This is a genomic window from Halalkalibacter alkalisediminis (assembly GCF_028610705.1).
Classification (GTDB): Bacteria; Bacillota; Bacilli; order Bacillales; family Bacillaceae_D; genus Halalkalibacter; species Halalkalibacter alkalisediminis.
Genome location: NZ_JAQQWT010000052.1, coordinates 1 through 17,429 on the forward strand (window position 1 = coordinate 1; position 17,429 = coordinate 17,429).

Annotated in this window: 12 protein-coding genes and 1 rRNA gene; all 13 read right to left on the reverse strand. The window is 36.1% G+C overall.

Annotated elements, in window-relative coordinates:
- Positions 1-506 precede the first annotated feature (506 nt).
- Complete coding sequence (locus PQ474_RS24105) at positions 507-878, reverse strand: sensory rhodopsin transducer (RefSeq protein ID WP_390186982.1); 372 nt, start codon at positions 876-878, stop codon at positions 507-509.
- A gap of 17 nt (positions 879-895) precedes the next feature.
- Complete coding sequence (locus tag PQ474_RS24110) at positions 896-2,506, reverse strand: response regulator transcription factor (RefSeq protein WP_273848127.1); 1,611 nt, start codon at positions 2,504-2,506, stop codon at positions 896-898.
- 174 nt (positions 2,507-2,680) lie between these two features.
- The gene (locus PQ474_RS24115) at positions 2,681-4,267 is read right to left on the reverse strand and encodes a sensor histidine kinase (RefSeq protein WP_273848128.1); all 1,587 of its coding nucleotides are present in this window, start codon (positions 4,265-4,267) and stop codon (positions 2,681-2,683) included.
- Between the two features lie 101 nt (positions 4,268-4,368).
- Positions 4,369-5,022 (reverse strand): YesL family protein, encoded by a 654-nt coding sequence (locus tag PQ474_RS24120; RefSeq protein WP_273848129.1) that lies wholly within the window; start codon positions 5,020-5,022, stop codon positions 4,369-4,371.
- 138 nt (positions 5,023-5,160) lie between these two features.
- On the reverse strand, positions 5,161-7,179 hold the full coding sequence (locus PQ474_RS24125; RefSeq protein WP_273848130.1) for a beta-galactosidase: 2,019 nt from the start codon (positions 7,177-7,179) through the stop codon (positions 5,161-5,163).
- Positions 7,180-7,181: 2 nt separating this feature from the next.
- Complete coding sequence (locus tag PQ474_RS24130; RefSeq protein WP_273848131.1) at positions 7,182-8,210, reverse strand: glycoside hydrolase family 88/105 protein; 1,029 nt, start codon at positions 8,208-8,210, stop codon at positions 7,182-7,184.
- Between the two features lie 70 nt (positions 8,211-8,280).
- A complete protein-coding gene (locus PQ474_RS24135) occupies positions 8,281-9,123 on the reverse strand; it encodes a carbohydrate ABC transporter permease (protein WP_273848132.1) in 843 nt (280 codons plus the stop codon).
- Between the two features lie 2 nt (positions 9,124-9,125).
- The gene (locus PQ474_RS24140; protein ID WP_273848133.1) at positions 9,126-10,091 is read right to left on the reverse strand and encodes a carbohydrate ABC transporter permease; all 966 of its coding nucleotides are present in this window, start codon (positions 10,089-10,091) and stop codon (positions 9,126-9,128) included.
- Positions 10,092-10,175: 84 nt separating this feature from the next.
- On the reverse strand, positions 10,176-11,519 hold the full coding sequence (locus PQ474_RS24145; protein ID WP_273848134.1) for an ABC transporter substrate-binding protein: 1,344 nt from the start codon (positions 11,517-11,519) through the stop codon (positions 10,176-10,178).
- A gap of 375 nt (positions 11,520-11,894) precedes the next feature.
- Positions 11,895-15,116 (reverse strand): rhamnogalacturonan lyase family protein, encoded by a 3,222-nt coding sequence (locus tag PQ474_RS24150; RefSeq protein WP_273848135.1) that lies wholly within the window; start codon positions 15,114-15,116, stop codon positions 11,895-11,897.
- Positions 15,117-15,573: 457 nt separating this feature from the next.
- The gene (locus PQ474_RS24155) at positions 15,574-16,359 is read right to left on the reverse strand and encodes an SDR family oxidoreductase (protein ID WP_273848136.1); all 786 of its coding nucleotides are present in this window, start codon (positions 16,357-16,359) and stop codon (positions 15,574-15,576) included.
- Between the two features lie 103 nt (positions 16,360-16,462).
- The gene (locus tag PQ474_RS24160) at positions 16,463-16,705 is read right to left on the reverse strand and encodes a glycoside hydrolase family protein (RefSeq protein WP_273848137.1); all 243 of its coding nucleotides are present in this window, start codon (positions 16,703-16,705) and stop codon (positions 16,463-16,465) included.
- A gap of 648 nt (positions 16,706-17,353) precedes the next feature.
- A 5S ribosomal RNA gene (gene rrf / locus PQ474_RS26805) occupies positions 17,354-17,429 on the reverse strand; the annotation flags it as partial.

Consider the following 17,429-nt stretch of genomic DNA (forward strand, 5'->3'; position numbering starts at 1 on the left):
TTTCTTGGTCAGAAAATCAAGCAAAGTTTGGACAACTAAGCCTGTCAATTTCTAGTCAAAAAACATTGTCAATAACAATTTACAGCAAACCATCTTAGGTTTTTCTAGTTATTAACGAACTTCTGCTAGCACAACATAATCCCATTATTTCAGACACCTTTTTTGAATGTAAATTCAATTATAAGGAAGGGGTGATACGTTGACAATTCAAAATGATTTTACTTTTTTTTTGACCACCAACCGAAAAATAAAGATAATCTAATCATTTTATATCTGCTCCTAACTATTTTCGTCAAAAAAAAATCCTATTAGTAACACTAATAGGGGAAATAGGAAAAGGTTATTTTATTATTTTTAATCCATCTTCCTTTCCTTCCCAACGTTTTCATCCGTTGTACCATAAAGGTAGTACGTACTTTCTTCTTCGAGAACAAAAGGGTCTCTTATGCGAATATCACTTGTTTTTAGTATACCTCGCTCCATCTGCTATGAACTAAAAAAACACTCTATTTTATCGAATAAGCCATTGTTGACATTAAAGCTAATTCCCGCTGTGTCGTATCTAACCGACTATATTGAACGATGATGGGCAAGTCGCTTTCAATTTCAATGGCATAAGGGACGTCTATAGGAATCTTCTCTCCGTCCTTCTGTAAACTACTCGTTTTGATATGTTTTGTTCTCTTACCCTTTACTTCAAACGGGATTGATTTTAGAGGTGGTCGGTCCTCAAAATAGATTGTTATTTCCAAGAACACTTCCTCTTCGTTACAATTTAAAACACATATGGCTTCATGACTAATTAAGTTACCCGTACTATTAGGAGGAATAAATCCATCTGGTATAAACCAGTTTAATTCTCCTTTTCTTCTCTCCACCATCTAATCATCCTTTCTTATTGACTTATCGTTTTTTTATGAATTAAATCTGTTGGTGTATACCCTGTGTATTTTTTAAAGGTTGTGGTGAAATAGGCTGGATTGACATACCCTACTTTTTCAGAAACTTCATAGATTAAATAGTTGCCTTCTTGAATCATTTTCTTTGCCATTTCCATGCGCGCTCTCGTAATATAGTTTTTAAAAGGTTCTCCCACAATGTTTTTAAAAATTTGACCAAGATAATTCCTAGATATATATAGCTCATTTGCTATATCTTGTAAGGTTATATTCTCACTTAGATTCTTTTGAACGTAATCGATCATTTGTTCTACTAGTTGTCTATGCTTTATATTCTCATCCCAATACTGTTGCTGACATATTTGTTTAATCTTTACTAGTAAGAATTGTTTTACGTCGTCCCAATTTTTACAAAGAGAGAGTTCACTCGGCAAATCAGTGTTTTCTGGTAAAATATCTTCAGTGCGAATCCCAATATCATGAAGCGAATACGTCATGACCGTCCACATTTCTATTCCAATACGGACAGCGGCCGTTTTAGTATAAGGGTGATCTTCTAAAATATTAAAGAAAGTAAGAATGATTTCGCAGGCTGTTTTTTCATCCGCATAGCGAATGGCCTCAGAAAGTTTCTGACTGGCTTCAATGGATTTAGACCAAATCTCCTTTGTATTCGTTACACTTTTCCCTTGAAACATTTCTTCATTTTCCATTTGTTTGGAAGGTTGATATAGAGCATCTTTCATTGAAGCTGAGATTTCTTTCCAACTCTTTTTTAATGTACCGATACTTACAGAAGCTTTTACGTGTAAATAAGTTTGCATAGCTATTTCTATTTTATGACTCAATTCTTCTAATCTAGCCCTAAAATCTAATTGTTCTTGTTCAAATTGAATCCACAATGCTCCTTGAAAAATATGAATTTCAATATACTGAAAATCTTTAAATACTGAAACTGTAATCTCATTAATAATATTGCTACATGCAAAACGAAATAAATTCCAATCTGAATGATATAGTGAAGTGTGCTGCAAAGCCTCATCATAGGCGATTGCTAGAATTATATGTTCTTTATCTTTCCAACTTTCTATAACAGGTTGAATACATGTTGGCACTTTCACTAAATCAGAAGTCCCTGTAACAACGGATTTTATCCATTCTTTTTCTATAAGTGGCTCGTATACGTTAACTTTATTCCTTAATTCAACAACTTGGAATTTCTCCGCATTTTCTTCTTCCAATTGTTTAATTACATTTTCTAACACTTCAGTAATTGTATCAATCGACGCTGGTTTTGATAAATAATCAGCTATCTTTAATTTCATTGCCTGACGTGCATATTCAAAATCGTTAAAACCACTTAAGATAATTACTTTTCTTTCAAAGTTATCCGTTTTCAATTCCTCAATCATCTCAAGTCCGTTCATCATGGGCATATAAATGTCCGTAATGATGATATCAGGATTGGTTTCTTTAATCATCTCGATCCCTTCTCTACCATTATGAGCTTCTCCAACCCATTCACAATTCAACTTCTCCCATGGAATAACCCTCTTCATTCCCCGTAGCACCTTTTGGTCATCATCAATGATTACTACACGCCACATAGATTATCCCCCTTCTTCCTTTAGAGTTAAGTGATTTGGAATTGCTGACCGCTCATGCAGTTTAGGAATTCTAATCGTTACAATTGTCCCACCTTTCTCACGATTCCTTACACTCACACTAGCTTCATTTCCAAAATAAACATCTAATCTTTCAATAACGTTACGGATTCCATATCATCCAGTATGAAGTTTATTCTTATTTGGAGATAACGTTCTAAAGCCAACTCCATTATCAATTACTTTAATCATAAGGTGATTTGGTTCTTCAATAATCGTAATATAAACTGTTCCTTTTCTACCATCTTGGAATCCATGAATGATAGCGTTTTCAACGAAAGGTTGTAAGGTAAGCTTAGGAATAAAGTAATGCTGTACTGGTTTAGGTACTTTTATTTTATAATCGATTCGTTCTTCTAACTGAATTTTTTGGATACGTAAATAATAATCTAAGTATTTTAATTCATTCTCTATCGTAATAATACTCTCACCTTTTGAAAGTCCAATCCTCAACATTTTACCTAGCAACTCTAGCATTTTACTCATATCATGATCGCCACGTTCAATTGCAAGCCAGTTAAGTTGATCTAGTGTGTTATACAGAAAGTGTGGATTAATATTTGCCTGCAGAGCTTTAATTTCGGCCTCTCTTTGACGTCTATTTTGATCATCTAAAGATTTATAGAGCATTTTAGAACGGTTCATCATATCTTGAAACCCTTTAAATAATATCCCAAATTCGTTCTTGTATCCTTTAGGTAAATCCGGATTAGGTTGATTCATTTGATAATGACTCATTACACCCGCTAAATGTAAAATGGGTTTCGTAAAACTTCTTGTTAAGAGCAAGGTTCCAATAAATGCAAGAAAAATAGCAACTATCCCTAGTCCTACAAGTGATTTTGCCATTTTTCTACTTACCGATACCATCTCTTCATAGGGGGTAATCTCCATTAACATCCAGTTAACAGGAGAAATTGACGTGGCAACAACAAAGTTTTCGTTATGTCTCACCTGATATGTTAAGAGTTCATCAGCTGTCGATTCTTTAGCCTCTAGCAATTTGTCAAAAAATAGCTCGTCAATCTCAAATGAACTAGTACTAGAAATGACATTTCCCTCGTTATCAACTAACACTAGATTTGATTTCTCACTAAACCCGAGTAACCATCCTTGAACGGCATAGGGGTCGAGGTTAATAATAATTACGGATTGCAGAAGACCGCGCGACGTATTAATTTTTCTACCGTAACTAATAACGGGTTGCTCACCTGCTACCATTTTAACAGTACGCTTCCCTAACCAAGTTGAGCTTATATCCTCAATCTGCTCATACCACGTAGAATCATAGATTGAAGCGAGGTCACTATACCTAACAGGATATTGAATATTATCAATTGGAGGGGTATTGAGGTAAATCTCAATTGAATGGATTGCAGGTATACTGTAAACAATATTAGAAAAATCCTGTGTTAATGAATTTACATTTCCTCCATAAAACGGTTGTTCTCTTCTTATCACATCACGAAAAATCTGTTGTCTAGATAGTACAATTGAATAATCTTCAAATGCTTCTAATTTACTTGTTAAATCTTCACTTATCAATTTCAACTGATTTTGTTGATATTCAGTTGTTGTATCCACAATACCTCTTACTGAGTATTGGTAACTGACGTAAATAATAATACAAAGCGAAATTAATATAAAAAGAAAAAAACAGCCAAATAGCAAGTGGCTAATCCGATATTGCTTAAAAAGGTTCATTCTTACCTATCCCCCAGCCTAAGCCCACTATTTTCAGAATTAAATCACATAATTCATAAATCTATTTTAGCAAAGTTCATTTATGAATAACATAAAATTTTCTAATATTCCAAATTCTCGCCAGACAAAGAAAATGTTTGTTCTTTTTCTTCCAATTTGATAAACACCTTTAAAGATAGGACTACAACACAAGTAACCGGTAGACTAATGCCGTAAAAGAGCATTAATCCAGGAAAAGAGGTAAAGAGGATATACGTTATTCCTAGTCCAACAACCATTAATAGACATATGTGTAAATGTGATAATCCTAGCATTAGCGAATAACGAAAATAATTTCTGAATGTAGTTTGATAGTGGGAAAACACAGGAAAGATAAACAGGCATACAATGAAAAATAATATAGCAAAAATAAAAAATATAGTTCCAAACAATATCATAACGGATGATTGTAAATAAATAAGAGTGCTTAAACTGTAATAGAGAGACCATGATCCACCTACCATAAACAACCCTATCACATTAGACTTTACAAATTCTTCCTTATAAACAGTTCTGAACATATGAATGGTTGAAAATTCCTCTTCTGCAAAAAAACGATTCCTTAATACGGAAAACATAGCTGCTGTTGCAGGTGCCCAACCGAAAATCCCAAAACCTAATACAGTAAAAAGAACCCACAATATATTTAAAAAAGCTAACCTCATGAGCCACTCGCAGGTTTCGTTTATGAACCCCGTAAACCCAGAAAAATTCATATAGAAATCACCTCCCCTTTCCATGAAATCGCTTACACAAATTATACTGTTTATTCCTAATTTCTAATAGATAAAAAATGTTAAATATCTATAAAAAAGCAACAATGATCTCACATTGTTGCTTTTCGTACTATCTCTTTATAGAGATTGTAGGATTACGACATCAATCCCTTTTACCGTAACTTGCTGAGAGATTACTTCATCATCTAATAGATTAACAAACTGATTGCCATTTGGTAGCTTTAAGGTTACCTCTTCTTCATTATGATTCATAATAAAGAGATTTTTCTTATCGTTCTTTTCTCTTTGAGTTACTTCAACATTTGGTGGTGTGTCAATTGGAGCCTCTATTCCTTTATGGGATGCTAGATCCATTAGAAGATCAGCTAAATAACCTCTTTCTGGTTCTGTTCCAATGTAAATAGCCTCTCCTTTTCCAAATGAATGCTGTGTAACAGCAGGCTTCCCTTTGTACCAATTTTCTCCAAACACAGCTAATACTTCTGCTCCTTCTAACCTAATGACATCACACCACATTGAGCAGGATGCTTGTTGACTATTGAATAAGAGGGTATTCGTTTTATCTTTAGGATATGGATCAAACTCCTCCACACAAATCCCTAATAGTTTTCGCAACGGGGCGGGGTAGCCTCCTAAATAGATCCGATCATTCTCGTCTGCAACACCACTAAAGAAAGAAACAATTAACGTTCCTCCATTTTGAACAAAGGTTTCAAGATTCTCTCCTTCACCCGGTTTAATCATATAGAGCATAGGAGCTATCACTAAATCGTACGCTGAAAGATCATCTCCAGCCCTTACAAAGTCAACAGCAATATTGCGTTGATAAAACTCTTGATAATAAACCTGAACTCTTTCAACATAATTTAATTGATTATGAGGTTTACAACCTAGTTCAACAGCCCACCAGTTCTCCCAATCAAATACAATTGCTACTTTTGCTTTTGTTCTCGCACCAACAATTGAATCGAGCCTCTTTAATTCAAGACCTAGTTGTTGAACCTCTCTAAAAATCCGACTATTTTCATCGTTAGAATGCGGAACCATCGCACCGTGAAATTTTTCAGCACCTGCCCTACTTTGTCTCCATTGAAAAAATAAAATTCCATCTCCTCCACGCGCAATCGTCGAGTAACTTAATAATCTCATGACACCTGGTGGCTTAATTACATTAATGTCCATCCAGTTCACTTGGCTAGTAACTTGTTCCATTAATAAAAACGGCTGTCCTTGTTTTAAACTCCTCATTAAATCATGAGTCATTGCATGGGAAACTGGAATTCCTCTTCTCGGATCAGGATAAGAGTCCCATGTTACAACGTCTAATTCTTTTGCCCATTTAAAGTAATTTAATGGCTTAAATTGGTACATGAAATTAGTGAAAATCGGAACATCAGGTGTAACTTCACGTAAAATTTCTTTCTCTATGATAAAAAGATTTAGAAAAACATCATCCATAAATCGTTTATAATCAAGTTCCTGCCCTGGATTTGCAAATGTTGGAGGATTGGGTAGTAGAGTAATTTCTTCAAAGTCATTATAGCGCTGACTCCAGAAATTAGTTCCCCACCTTTCATTAAGTTCTTCAATTGTTTGATAACGTTCTTTTAACCATTTTCTAAAAGCAACAACTGTATTCTCACTGTAGCATTCAGAAAGATGACAAGCATATTCGTTATTAATGTGCCACATTTTCAAAGCTGGATGCTGTTTATAGCGCTCTGCCAACCTTCTCACTAAAACTTTTACCAGCCTTATGTAATCTGGACTGTTTGGCGAATAATGTTGCCTTGAACCAAAAGAATATGGAACTCCATTTTTATCTATGGCTACAGAATCAGGATATTTTTGGGTTAACCAAGCTGGTGTTGAAGCTGTTGCAGTAGCCAAACTAACACCCACACCATGCTCATGCAAAATCTCCATAATTTTATCCAACCATTTAAAATCGAATTCTCCTTCTTGTCTTTCAATTACTCCCCAGCTAAAAATACCGACAGAGACTAAATTCACCCCTGCTTTTTTCATTAAACGAGCGTCCTCTAGCCAAACATCCTCCGACCATTGTTCAGGATTATAATCTCCACCGTAAGAGATATATGGAAGTACTTCTGATACTGACCTCAAGTTATACACTCCTAACCTATATTTCTACTTTTTAACAATGATGCAAAGAAAATGAGCGCTAATCCTTGCCCCCAGCCTTGAACGCGTTTGTCGGGAACATCCTTATACCCTTTGGCGTCATTCATAACAGCCGTACCAGCTGAGACATTCATAACAGAGCCATCTTCCTTAACTCTCTCAAGCAAACCATTAATCGACTTTTGGATATACTTATTGTATAATTTGCCTCTTACTAATAAAGAAGCTGCGATCCCAGCTGACCCTGAAACTTCTAAAGGTGTAGTAGGATCGGTTAAGACCGTATGCCAAAGACCTTCTTCTGATTGTAAACGAACAAGTGCACTTTGCTGATCACGAAGAGATCCATCTATTACCATATAAGATGGGTGTTGTACTTCTACTAACTCTAAGGCCCTAGCCATTGTAATGGCTGCCCAGCTATTGCCACGCGCCCAGAAAATACTAGACATATTATTTCCAGAAATATTGTCCCAACCATGATAATAAAGATCGGTTTCATCATTTTGAAGGAATTTTTCATGCCCGTGATACTGCTTTAATCCAAACTCAAAGTAATCCTCTCTATTTAACAACTTACCAATTCGTAACAAAAAATAGCCAGCCATAAACATAGTATCGACCCAGGCTTGCTCTGGAAAATCATATTTATCTCCATTAACCGTATGCTGTAGTACATCGTCATCAAATCGTTCTGCTTCATGAAGCAAATAATCTGCCATTTGTGTTGCTACGTCTAAGTATCTTTCTTCTTTCGTTACTTTATATAACGTCAGTAAAATGTGTCCAATAGAAGAGGCATTAACGGTTAGCCTGGGAAGTCCGTCTTCTAATTCTTCGTCAATCCAATGTTTTATTGATTGAATATACGTTTCATCACCTGTTACTTCATAAGCCTCTGTCACCCCATAAAAAGCAACCCCACCCGGCCAATCCCAACTAAAATCCATCTTAAAGGTTCTATCAACAATCCGATCTAATACTTCTTTCACTTCACTCTCATCAAAAACTAATTTAGGCATGATAATCCTCCAAATTTAATATGATTTAAGTAGACTACCTGAATCATTTCTCCGGTAGCCTTTTTCATTCTTACTTTAGCCCAGTCGTAGCAATCCCCTCTACGAGATACTTCTGAAAAAACGCGAATAAAATAAATTGTGGAGCTAGTGATAAAGAAGACATAGCAAGTAAAGGTCCCCAAGATGTATTTCCATCTGCATCCATGAAATTTCTTAAACCAATCGTAACTGTGTGTAAGTTTGCACTATTTAAGTAAATTAACGGAGCTAAGAAATCATCCCACGTCCACATAAAAGCAAACAAGGCAACCGTTACAAGCGCTGGTTTTAATAATGGTAGAATAATTCTCCAAAATACACCAAATGTAGAACACCCATCAACAATCGCTGCTTCATCAAGTTCACGTGGAATCCCTCTTATGAACTGAATTAATAAGAAAACGAAGAACGGAGTCCCTCCTAAGAATGCTGGTACAATTAATGGATAAAACGTATTAACCCATCCAATATTATGAAATAATACATACTGGGGTATTAAAGTAATTTGCATAGGCAGCATAATCGTTCCCATTAAGCAGGCAAATAAAATTCCCTTAAATTTAAACTGAAGTCTAGCAAAGCCATAAGCAACAATACTACTCGAACAAATAGCTCCCACTACGACTAACGATGTGATAATGGCTGAGTTGGTAAAGAAGATATCGAACCCTGTTCTACCAAACCCTTGCCACCCTGTAGGATAGTTTTCCCAAACAAATATACTTGGGAGTAAGGATAATGCATTATTAAATATTTCTTGTGATGGTTTCAATGAACTTGCAAACATCCAAAGAATGGGATAAATCATCACAAAGCCAAATGCAACAACAAATACATAATAAATTACATCCCTGAGAAGACGTTTATTATTCAACTTTAACGTCCTCCTTCTAATTCATAATAAACCCAGTATTTTGATGTCTTAAACAAAACAAGAGTAATGAACCCAATAACGATGAGCAGGATCCATGCCATTGCAGAAGCATAACCCATTCGTAAATATTCAAAGGCAACCTCATATAGATAGACCGCATAGAATAATGTTGAATCCATTGGGCCTCCTCCTGTAATGAGATAAGACTGTGTAAAAGTCATAAAGCCGCCTATTGTTTGCATAATTAAGTTAAAAAAGATAACTGGTGTAAGCATTGGAAGCGTAATTTTGAAAAATTTAATGATGGCATTAGCACCATCTACACTTGCTGCTTCATAAAGATCTGTAGGAATTTGTCTTAATCCAGCAAGGAATATAATCATCGGCGAACCAAATTGCCATACAACTAAAAGAATTAAAACAGATAAGGCTGTATCTGGATTTCCAATCCAGTTCATTCCTGTAAATCCAAGTGACGTGACAAATTCATTAATTGCACCAGAACGTCCGAACATTTGCTTCCACACAACCGCAATAGCTACACTTCCCCCGATAATTGACGGAATATAATAGATAGTTGTAAATAATCCAGTACCTTTTCTTCCTGTATTAAAAAGCATGGCAAGAAGAAGCGCAAATATAAGTTTAAGAGGTGTAGAAATAAAAACAAATATAAAAGTAACTTTTAATGACTGAATAAAACGTGAGTCATTCGTTAGGACATTAACATAATTTTGAAAACCAATCCAATTTGGACTAGAAAGCAAATCATAATTTGTAAATGATAGATAGAGAGAAACGATCATTGGTCCTACGATTAAAATCAAAAAACCTATTAACCAAGGGGAAATAATCGCATATCCAGTTAAGTTATCTCTTAGTGCCTTTCGTCTTCTTTGTTTTTTGGTTTGCTTGGAAGGTGATGGCGATGTTAATGGTGCCCTAATTACTTCCTCTGGTCTAGCCATGATCATGACCTCCTACTTTATAAAAGGATGACTCAGTAGACAATTACTTTCTTAACTACATGAGTCACCCACATTACAAGACAATTAATTTAATACAGCTTCTGCTTCTTGCATAAATTGTTTTGCTGCTTCTTCTGGGGTAATCCTATCATATTTGAGTGTTTCAATAACTCGTAAGAAAGAACCTCTAACTTCCGACTCTCCTGGAGGAGATAATGGATCCGCAGGACTTGTGTAATCAGCAACTAATTCTAAGAAATCAAATGTTTCTTGAATTGGTCCAGCGACCATTGGAGCTAAATGTTCACGAACTTTAGATGAAATTGGTACTCCACGATCAGCTTTTAAAAGTTCATGTGCTTCTAAACTATTAGTGAAGAAATCAATGAATAGTGCAGCTGCTTCTTGTTGTTTAGAATGTTTCGAGATTGAAAATGACATACTTGGACGAATCCAGTTTCCATGTTCTCCACCTTCTAAAGATGGCAACAAATTTAACCCTAATGCATAATCAGTTGATTGTGACAGTCCAATAATTTGATTACTAGCTGCCATTTGAACAGCTGCAGTGCCATCTCCGATCATCGCGTTTCCACCATCAATATACGACATGGTAATGTCATGGGTAGGACCCGCTCCATCATTAACCATTTTTTGAATTAATGTAAAGAAATCTACTAAAATATCATTCTCAAAACCTAATCCTGTTCCGTCTGGAGTAAAGACAGATTGACCATTTTGACGCGCATAAGAGAAGAACATCTCATACTCGGCATTTGCAAAATCATATCCGTAGAATTCTCCACCTTCTGCTGCTTTTATTTCTAGCATCGCATCATATAAATCTTCATAAGTATAACCAGGAGCTAGTTCAATTCCGTGCTTTTCAAACAAGTCACGATTAAAAATTGTTGCTAAGGCATTCGCACCTAATGAAACCGCGAGGACTCGATCACCATCGTGATTAATCTCTTGATAGACATCGTCAACATCATCTAAATTAATCGTTCCAGCATCAATGAATGGTGCTAAGTCAACTAACAAATCACGACTATTGTATTCATTTAATTTTGAGTTATCCATGTTTATAACGTCTGGAAGGTTGCTTCCTGCAGCTTGAGTGTTAAGACGCTCCCAATAGCCGTCCCAACCTGTATATTCTGGTTCAACTGTAATATGAGGGTATTGTTCTTCAAATAGGTCTATTGCCTCAAGTGTCATATCATGACGCTCTTGACCGCCCCACCATGCCACACGAATGGTTACATTCTCTTGATCATTTTCTGCTACTTCATCTGTCGTTTCTGAAACACTTGGTGTTTCAACGTCACCACCAGTTTCGTTATTTGTTTGTGAACTACAGCCAACTAAGGCGAGTACAAAAATAAGCATTACGAACATAAACCATTTTGTCATTTTAATTCTCATTCCATTTCCCCCCACATTTCGCTTTTTGTAAGTGCTTACATTTAATATTATAGGTTGTTCCACAAGACCATGGTAGATATTAAAAGTTAAATATATTTTGAAAAGTAACAATTTTTATTTTTAAGTTAAAATAGTCATACGTTATTAGTCCCCTGCTATAAACATAGCAAGTAAAAGATTACGTTAAAACTCACAAATAATCACCTCTTTTTCATGAAGCATACTCAAATTGTTGCTTTAAAAGATATACGACTTTAATCCGATAAAATCCTGCAAATATCTATCTTACAGTTCAACTATAGACACTTTTCGCATAGATTAAGATGTTCATAAAAAAGGGAGAACTCCCTGTAAAAAGTCGTTCTCCCTTGATTATTAATGAATCACTTTTAGCTCATTCTTACCAATGAAAGCATTGCCGTCTTTTAAATAACCACTTACAAATACTTCAATTTGTCCATTATGGCCTTCTAGAGCTTCAATAACAGCTCCTCTATCAAACTTAAATGTTAATTTACTTTCATTGCCTTTTGTCGGTTCAGCAAAAATGCTCTTACCATTAACCGTGATTCTTGTAGCAGAAGCATCTACAAGGCTGGAATCAAGCGTAGAAGGTAAGTGAACATCCACTGTAAGCGAGTTGTTGCCGCCTTTAGATTTCAGATTTAAAGATTGTGGATTCACTTTTATATCTATATTACTAACATCTTTCGTATAGATAGTAGGAGTTGGAGCATCCTCCATCCCATGACCTAAGAAGAAACCAACATGTGGCGGTTGATTATAAGCGACGTTTTGCCAAGCAACACTTAAACGATAAACTGGATCATGCATCAACGTATAAATACGGTGTTCTGTTATATCTGTCGTCGTGTAAATACGTAGTTCCGTACTATCAGCCGATGGCCAAATGACCTCTTCTCTCCAATCACCAAACAAATCAGCTTGTAAGCTTGGGTTTCCTTTTGTCCAGTTATTAGAACGTGTTCCTTCTGGTGTGAAGATTGTTACTAATTCTTCTTTTTCCCAATCCCACTTATCGATTCTACCTACACCATGTGGGTCGTTATTTGTGTCCAATGTATGATCAAGAAGTTCACGTAATAGATCTCCAGTCCACCAAATAGCGTGGTTCATTGACTTTGGAGTCTTATCGGTAATTTTTTCACCTGTGACAGAAAATAACCCACTGCCACCACTTCCATCCCAACCGTCTGATGCCCAAAGCTCCGCTCCATCATAACGAGGATCAATATCTGCAGCTACTGCTCGACCAACATCCGTTCCAGTAAACTCTCCCCAGAGAAGTTCACCCGTTTCTGCATCCCTTAGGCTATATCCTACAGGAGAATTTCTATCTTCATGTGGTTGGAAAATCTCAAGTCCATGTCGATTGGGGTTTAAATTACTTACGTGGTTTGCATCACCATGTCCCCACCCTGTGGAATAAAGGCCAGTACCATCATGGTCAACAACCATTGCACCATAGATAATTTCATCTTTTCCATCACCATCAACATCAGCAACAGCTAAACTGTGATTTCCTTGCCCTGCATAAGCTTCATTACCTGGCTCGTTACTATCAAATACCCATTCTTGAGTTAATTTTCCATCACGCCAATTGTAGGCAACTAGAACGGTTCTTGTGTAATATCCACGTGCCATGACTATGCTTGGACGCTCTCCATCAAGATAAGCAACGCCAGCTAAGAAACGATCAACACGGTTTCCATAGCCGTCACCCCAACTACTTACATTTCCTCTTGGAGGGTCATAATCAGTCGTCGATAATGCCTTACCTGTCTCACCTTCAAATACAGTCAAATATTCAGGACCAGATAAAATATACCCGGCGTTGTTTCGATAATCGGCATTTTGATCACCAATTACATTTCCTTGACCATCAATCGTTCCATCTGCCGTTTTAAATACAACTTCCGACTTACCATTTCCGTCAAAATCATATACTAAAAATTGTGTATAGTGAGCACCTGCTCTTATGTTTTTACCTGCATCAATTCTCCAAAGCTTTGTACCATCGAGCTTATAAGCATCAAGATAGACATTACCTGTATAGCCCACTCTTGAATTATCTTGAGAATTGGAAGGATCCCACTTTAAGATAATCTCAAACTGACCATCACCATCGAGGTCACCAACACTTGCGTCATTAGCTGAATACTCATACTTAACCCCGTCTGGAGTTGTTCCTCCTTCTGGTTTATCAAGTGGGATACTTAAATAATTTTCTTCCCAAACACCAACTGGTTCAGTTAATGGCTCATCTTCCCCGTTTAATACTCTTATTTGATAGGTGGATTCGGCTTTTCCTTCTGAATCAAGAAAGTTCGTACTTGTTGAAATCGGCTTTTCATTTATTTTTTCACCGTCACGATATAAATCAAAGCTAATTGTTTTAGGGTCTGTCCCTAGCATCCTCCAACCAATATAATTACCTTCAGCTAGTTTAACGGCAACAAGAGAACGATCAAGCTTCTCCATTTGCCTTAGAGTTATTTTTGTAATAGGTGATTCAAGAGCAAGGGATGCTTCAGAGAATCCACCTAAATTAACCGCGTATACTTTATAGTAATAATGGTTATACGTAAGGACACGATCGTCCGTGAATTTTGGTTCGTTTGTAACACCTACTTGAGTGTAATTTCCGTCTTCTGACTTCGCACGGTATACATAATAATGAACCGCTCCTTCAATAGGTGACCAAGTAAACGAAATAGAATCCTCAAGAGCTTTTTCGATAGCAAGACCAGTAGGGGGATTCGAAGTTACGACTGAATCATCTATCATAGAAACTTTCAATTCCGGACTGTTTGTTGATTCAATATTTGAATTATTTATTGAAGTGACGACATACGAATAGTTCACCCCAAGCTGGACCGACTCGTCTAAATATTGAGTTGTTTCTGAAGTTCCTAGTTTCGCAAACTTTGATTCTCCCTCATCCATTCTGTAAACAATATAGCTCTTCGCATCATCTACTGCATCCCACTCTATTTCTACAGAGGTTTTAGGAGTAAGAGTTTTGTTAACTAGATTTAACTCTGTTGGAGATGCCATTGGAATGATTTCAATTCCATTTACTCGACCATTTTCTGTAAACCGAAAATCTATTTGACCATTAATAACAGAAATAACCTCTTCATATTCTGCAAATTCCCCTGTATTTGATGTAATGTTCCCTTTGTTTTCTCCTTGAATGGCAATCCCGGTTCTATTAAAAGCTATAGTGTCCCCAGCAATAATTTTCACATAATAATCACCATCTGGAACATCGACGTAAAAGTGAAAATTATTATTTATAACAAAATCTCTTCTTAGATCGTCTGGACCCCCACGATCACGTTGATCAATGCTTTTATTTAAACCAAAACCCTTTTCTGCGTTATACTGCATCGTATGGGTAACTTGTGTATATCCTTCTTCTACGGGACTACTACTCGATCCAAAGTCAAACTTTAAATTTGCCAAAGCCTCTTCACTTTCAGCCTCTACCTTGCTGTATCCCAAAAAACCTGTACTTGAGATCATTGAAAAAACCATAATAAATATCATGAAAATTGGTAATTTCCTAGACATTCAATCCCTCCTCAAATTTGAACTACAATTTATTGTTTTTATTTATTCTAAACTATCTATAAATCACCCCCTCAAAGTAAGCGTTTTCAATATTTGTTAATAAAAAGATAGGTTGCTCCTATAAGTCCTTACAAGTATAAAAACATTACCGTAATTATTGAATAGTAAAAATGTTAAATATCTTTTAAATAACAACAAAACGTTGAATTTGAGTATTTGGGAATAGATTTTTTTACAACCAAGGAATGATTAAATGAAGATTATTTAATTAGCTCTATTACTTTAGGACCAGTTTACAATGATACGTCTTTTAAATTACTCAATTAAAAAAAGGATGATACAAAGTCAATTTTGTCTTTGTATCATCCTTAATATCTCTCGTAGGTATTCTTATTTTGCGTTTTTATTTCAAGGTAACTATATTGCAATGCTAAATTCTTCAATCTATAAATTGATGTTAACCTCGAAGTAATGATTCCCCCCCATCTATATAAATTTCTGTACCGGTGATATGAGAGGAATCATCTGATGCTAAAAATTGTACTAAGTCCGCAACTTGCTCTGGATGGCCGGGCCCATGCTCCAAAGGCTGGTCGCCTTCTGGAAAGTTAATTGGAACGGCGATTTGCTCTAATTCTGGTGATTTATGTATACTTTCTCCAATGTTAGTTTGAATCGCCCCTGGACATATAGCATTAACTCTAATTTTGAATCGAGCTAACTCTAGTGCTGCCATTTTCATAAAAGCAACTTGTCCTGCTTTGGACGTACTATATGCTGAAAAACCAGGCTGAGAAAAAACACGATTTCCACTTACTGAACTCGTAATAATGATCGATCCTCCCTTATTTTTCAAATGTGGAATTGCATATTTGACCGTTAAGAACGTTCCCTTTAAGTTAATTTCAAGTGTGTCTTCCCACTCTTCAACATCCATTGTTTCAATAGGTGACAGAGTACCTGCTATACCTGCATTTGCAAACACAATATCAAGTCTCCCCCACATTTGGATGACCTTTTCGATACTAGTTTTTACATCATAGCTGTTTACAACATTACAAGGAACTACAAGTGCAGTTCCATCTATATCCTCAATCTGTTGTTTGACCTTTTCTGAATCGTCTTTATTAACATCCATTAAACATACTTTCACACCTAGTTTAGCAAGTCGTATAGCAGCTTCGCTTCCGATACCAGAACCACCACCAGTAACTACTGCCACTTTATCTAGTAATGATGTCATACTAAATCTTCTCCTTTTTAAGCTGTACCTCTACATTTTTAATAAAAGATTAAAAGAGGTATTGTGCTCGCATGTAATGTTCCATCTCTCACTAATAGTTGTGCTACCTGTATAGATGATCGTTTGAACTCATAAGCGCTTTCATTTGTTTCGAGATTTCGACCTCGATGTGGAAAATAAAAAATATATAAGCATTCTCATCTTGAATGAGGACGTCCCTATAGAAACCATAACATTGATCATCTTTACGTGTTCCAGTTTGACCTAAGATCATTCCATTACGGTACCAATTCTGCCCATCTATTGAATGATATACACCTTGGCCCACCCACTTATCAATAAACATGAAGTGCATACCACCACCGGAATACATTTACACCTTCATGTAGAAATCCCAGAAATTAAGGGAGCCACAACCTACCAATGAAATAAATCCTCACTATCGACTGCATACGTAGTGCTCCAAATTCCACTGGTAATTGCTCAACCTCGGCATCCATAACCTGAACTGAACTTATCTTAGATTGAAACGTCCACTCCCGTAAATTCTCACTCGTATAATGGAGAATCTGTCGTTCATGCTCTGACCATTCACTAGGTACTCCTTGAATATAACATACATGTGATAGAAACCTTGATGATAGAGGATTTCTTATGCCCAAAATGTATTTCGACCTTGTTTAACATTTAATCCTTTAATAATACCTCGATATTTCCAGTTTAACCATGACAAGATAAAATCGATTCCTAGCCTAGATCTGTTCCAACTTTTTTACCAGGAGCGGTAGCACGTCTATTTGTATATACGATCTACCATTCTTGTTCATGGTAGTACCTGTGCTTAACTTTATGTAATTAAAAGGTTGTAATCAACATGCATAAATAGATAAAATTGAATTTCAAAAACATTTATTATTTTTTATATATTCTTATTACAAATTGCAAGATTGTATTTTCACAAAAAAAAGCATTCCATAATGGAATGCTTTTAGTTGCCTGGCAACGTCCTACTCTCACAGGGGGAAGCCCCCAACTACCATCGGCGCAGAAGAGCTTAACGACCGTGTTCG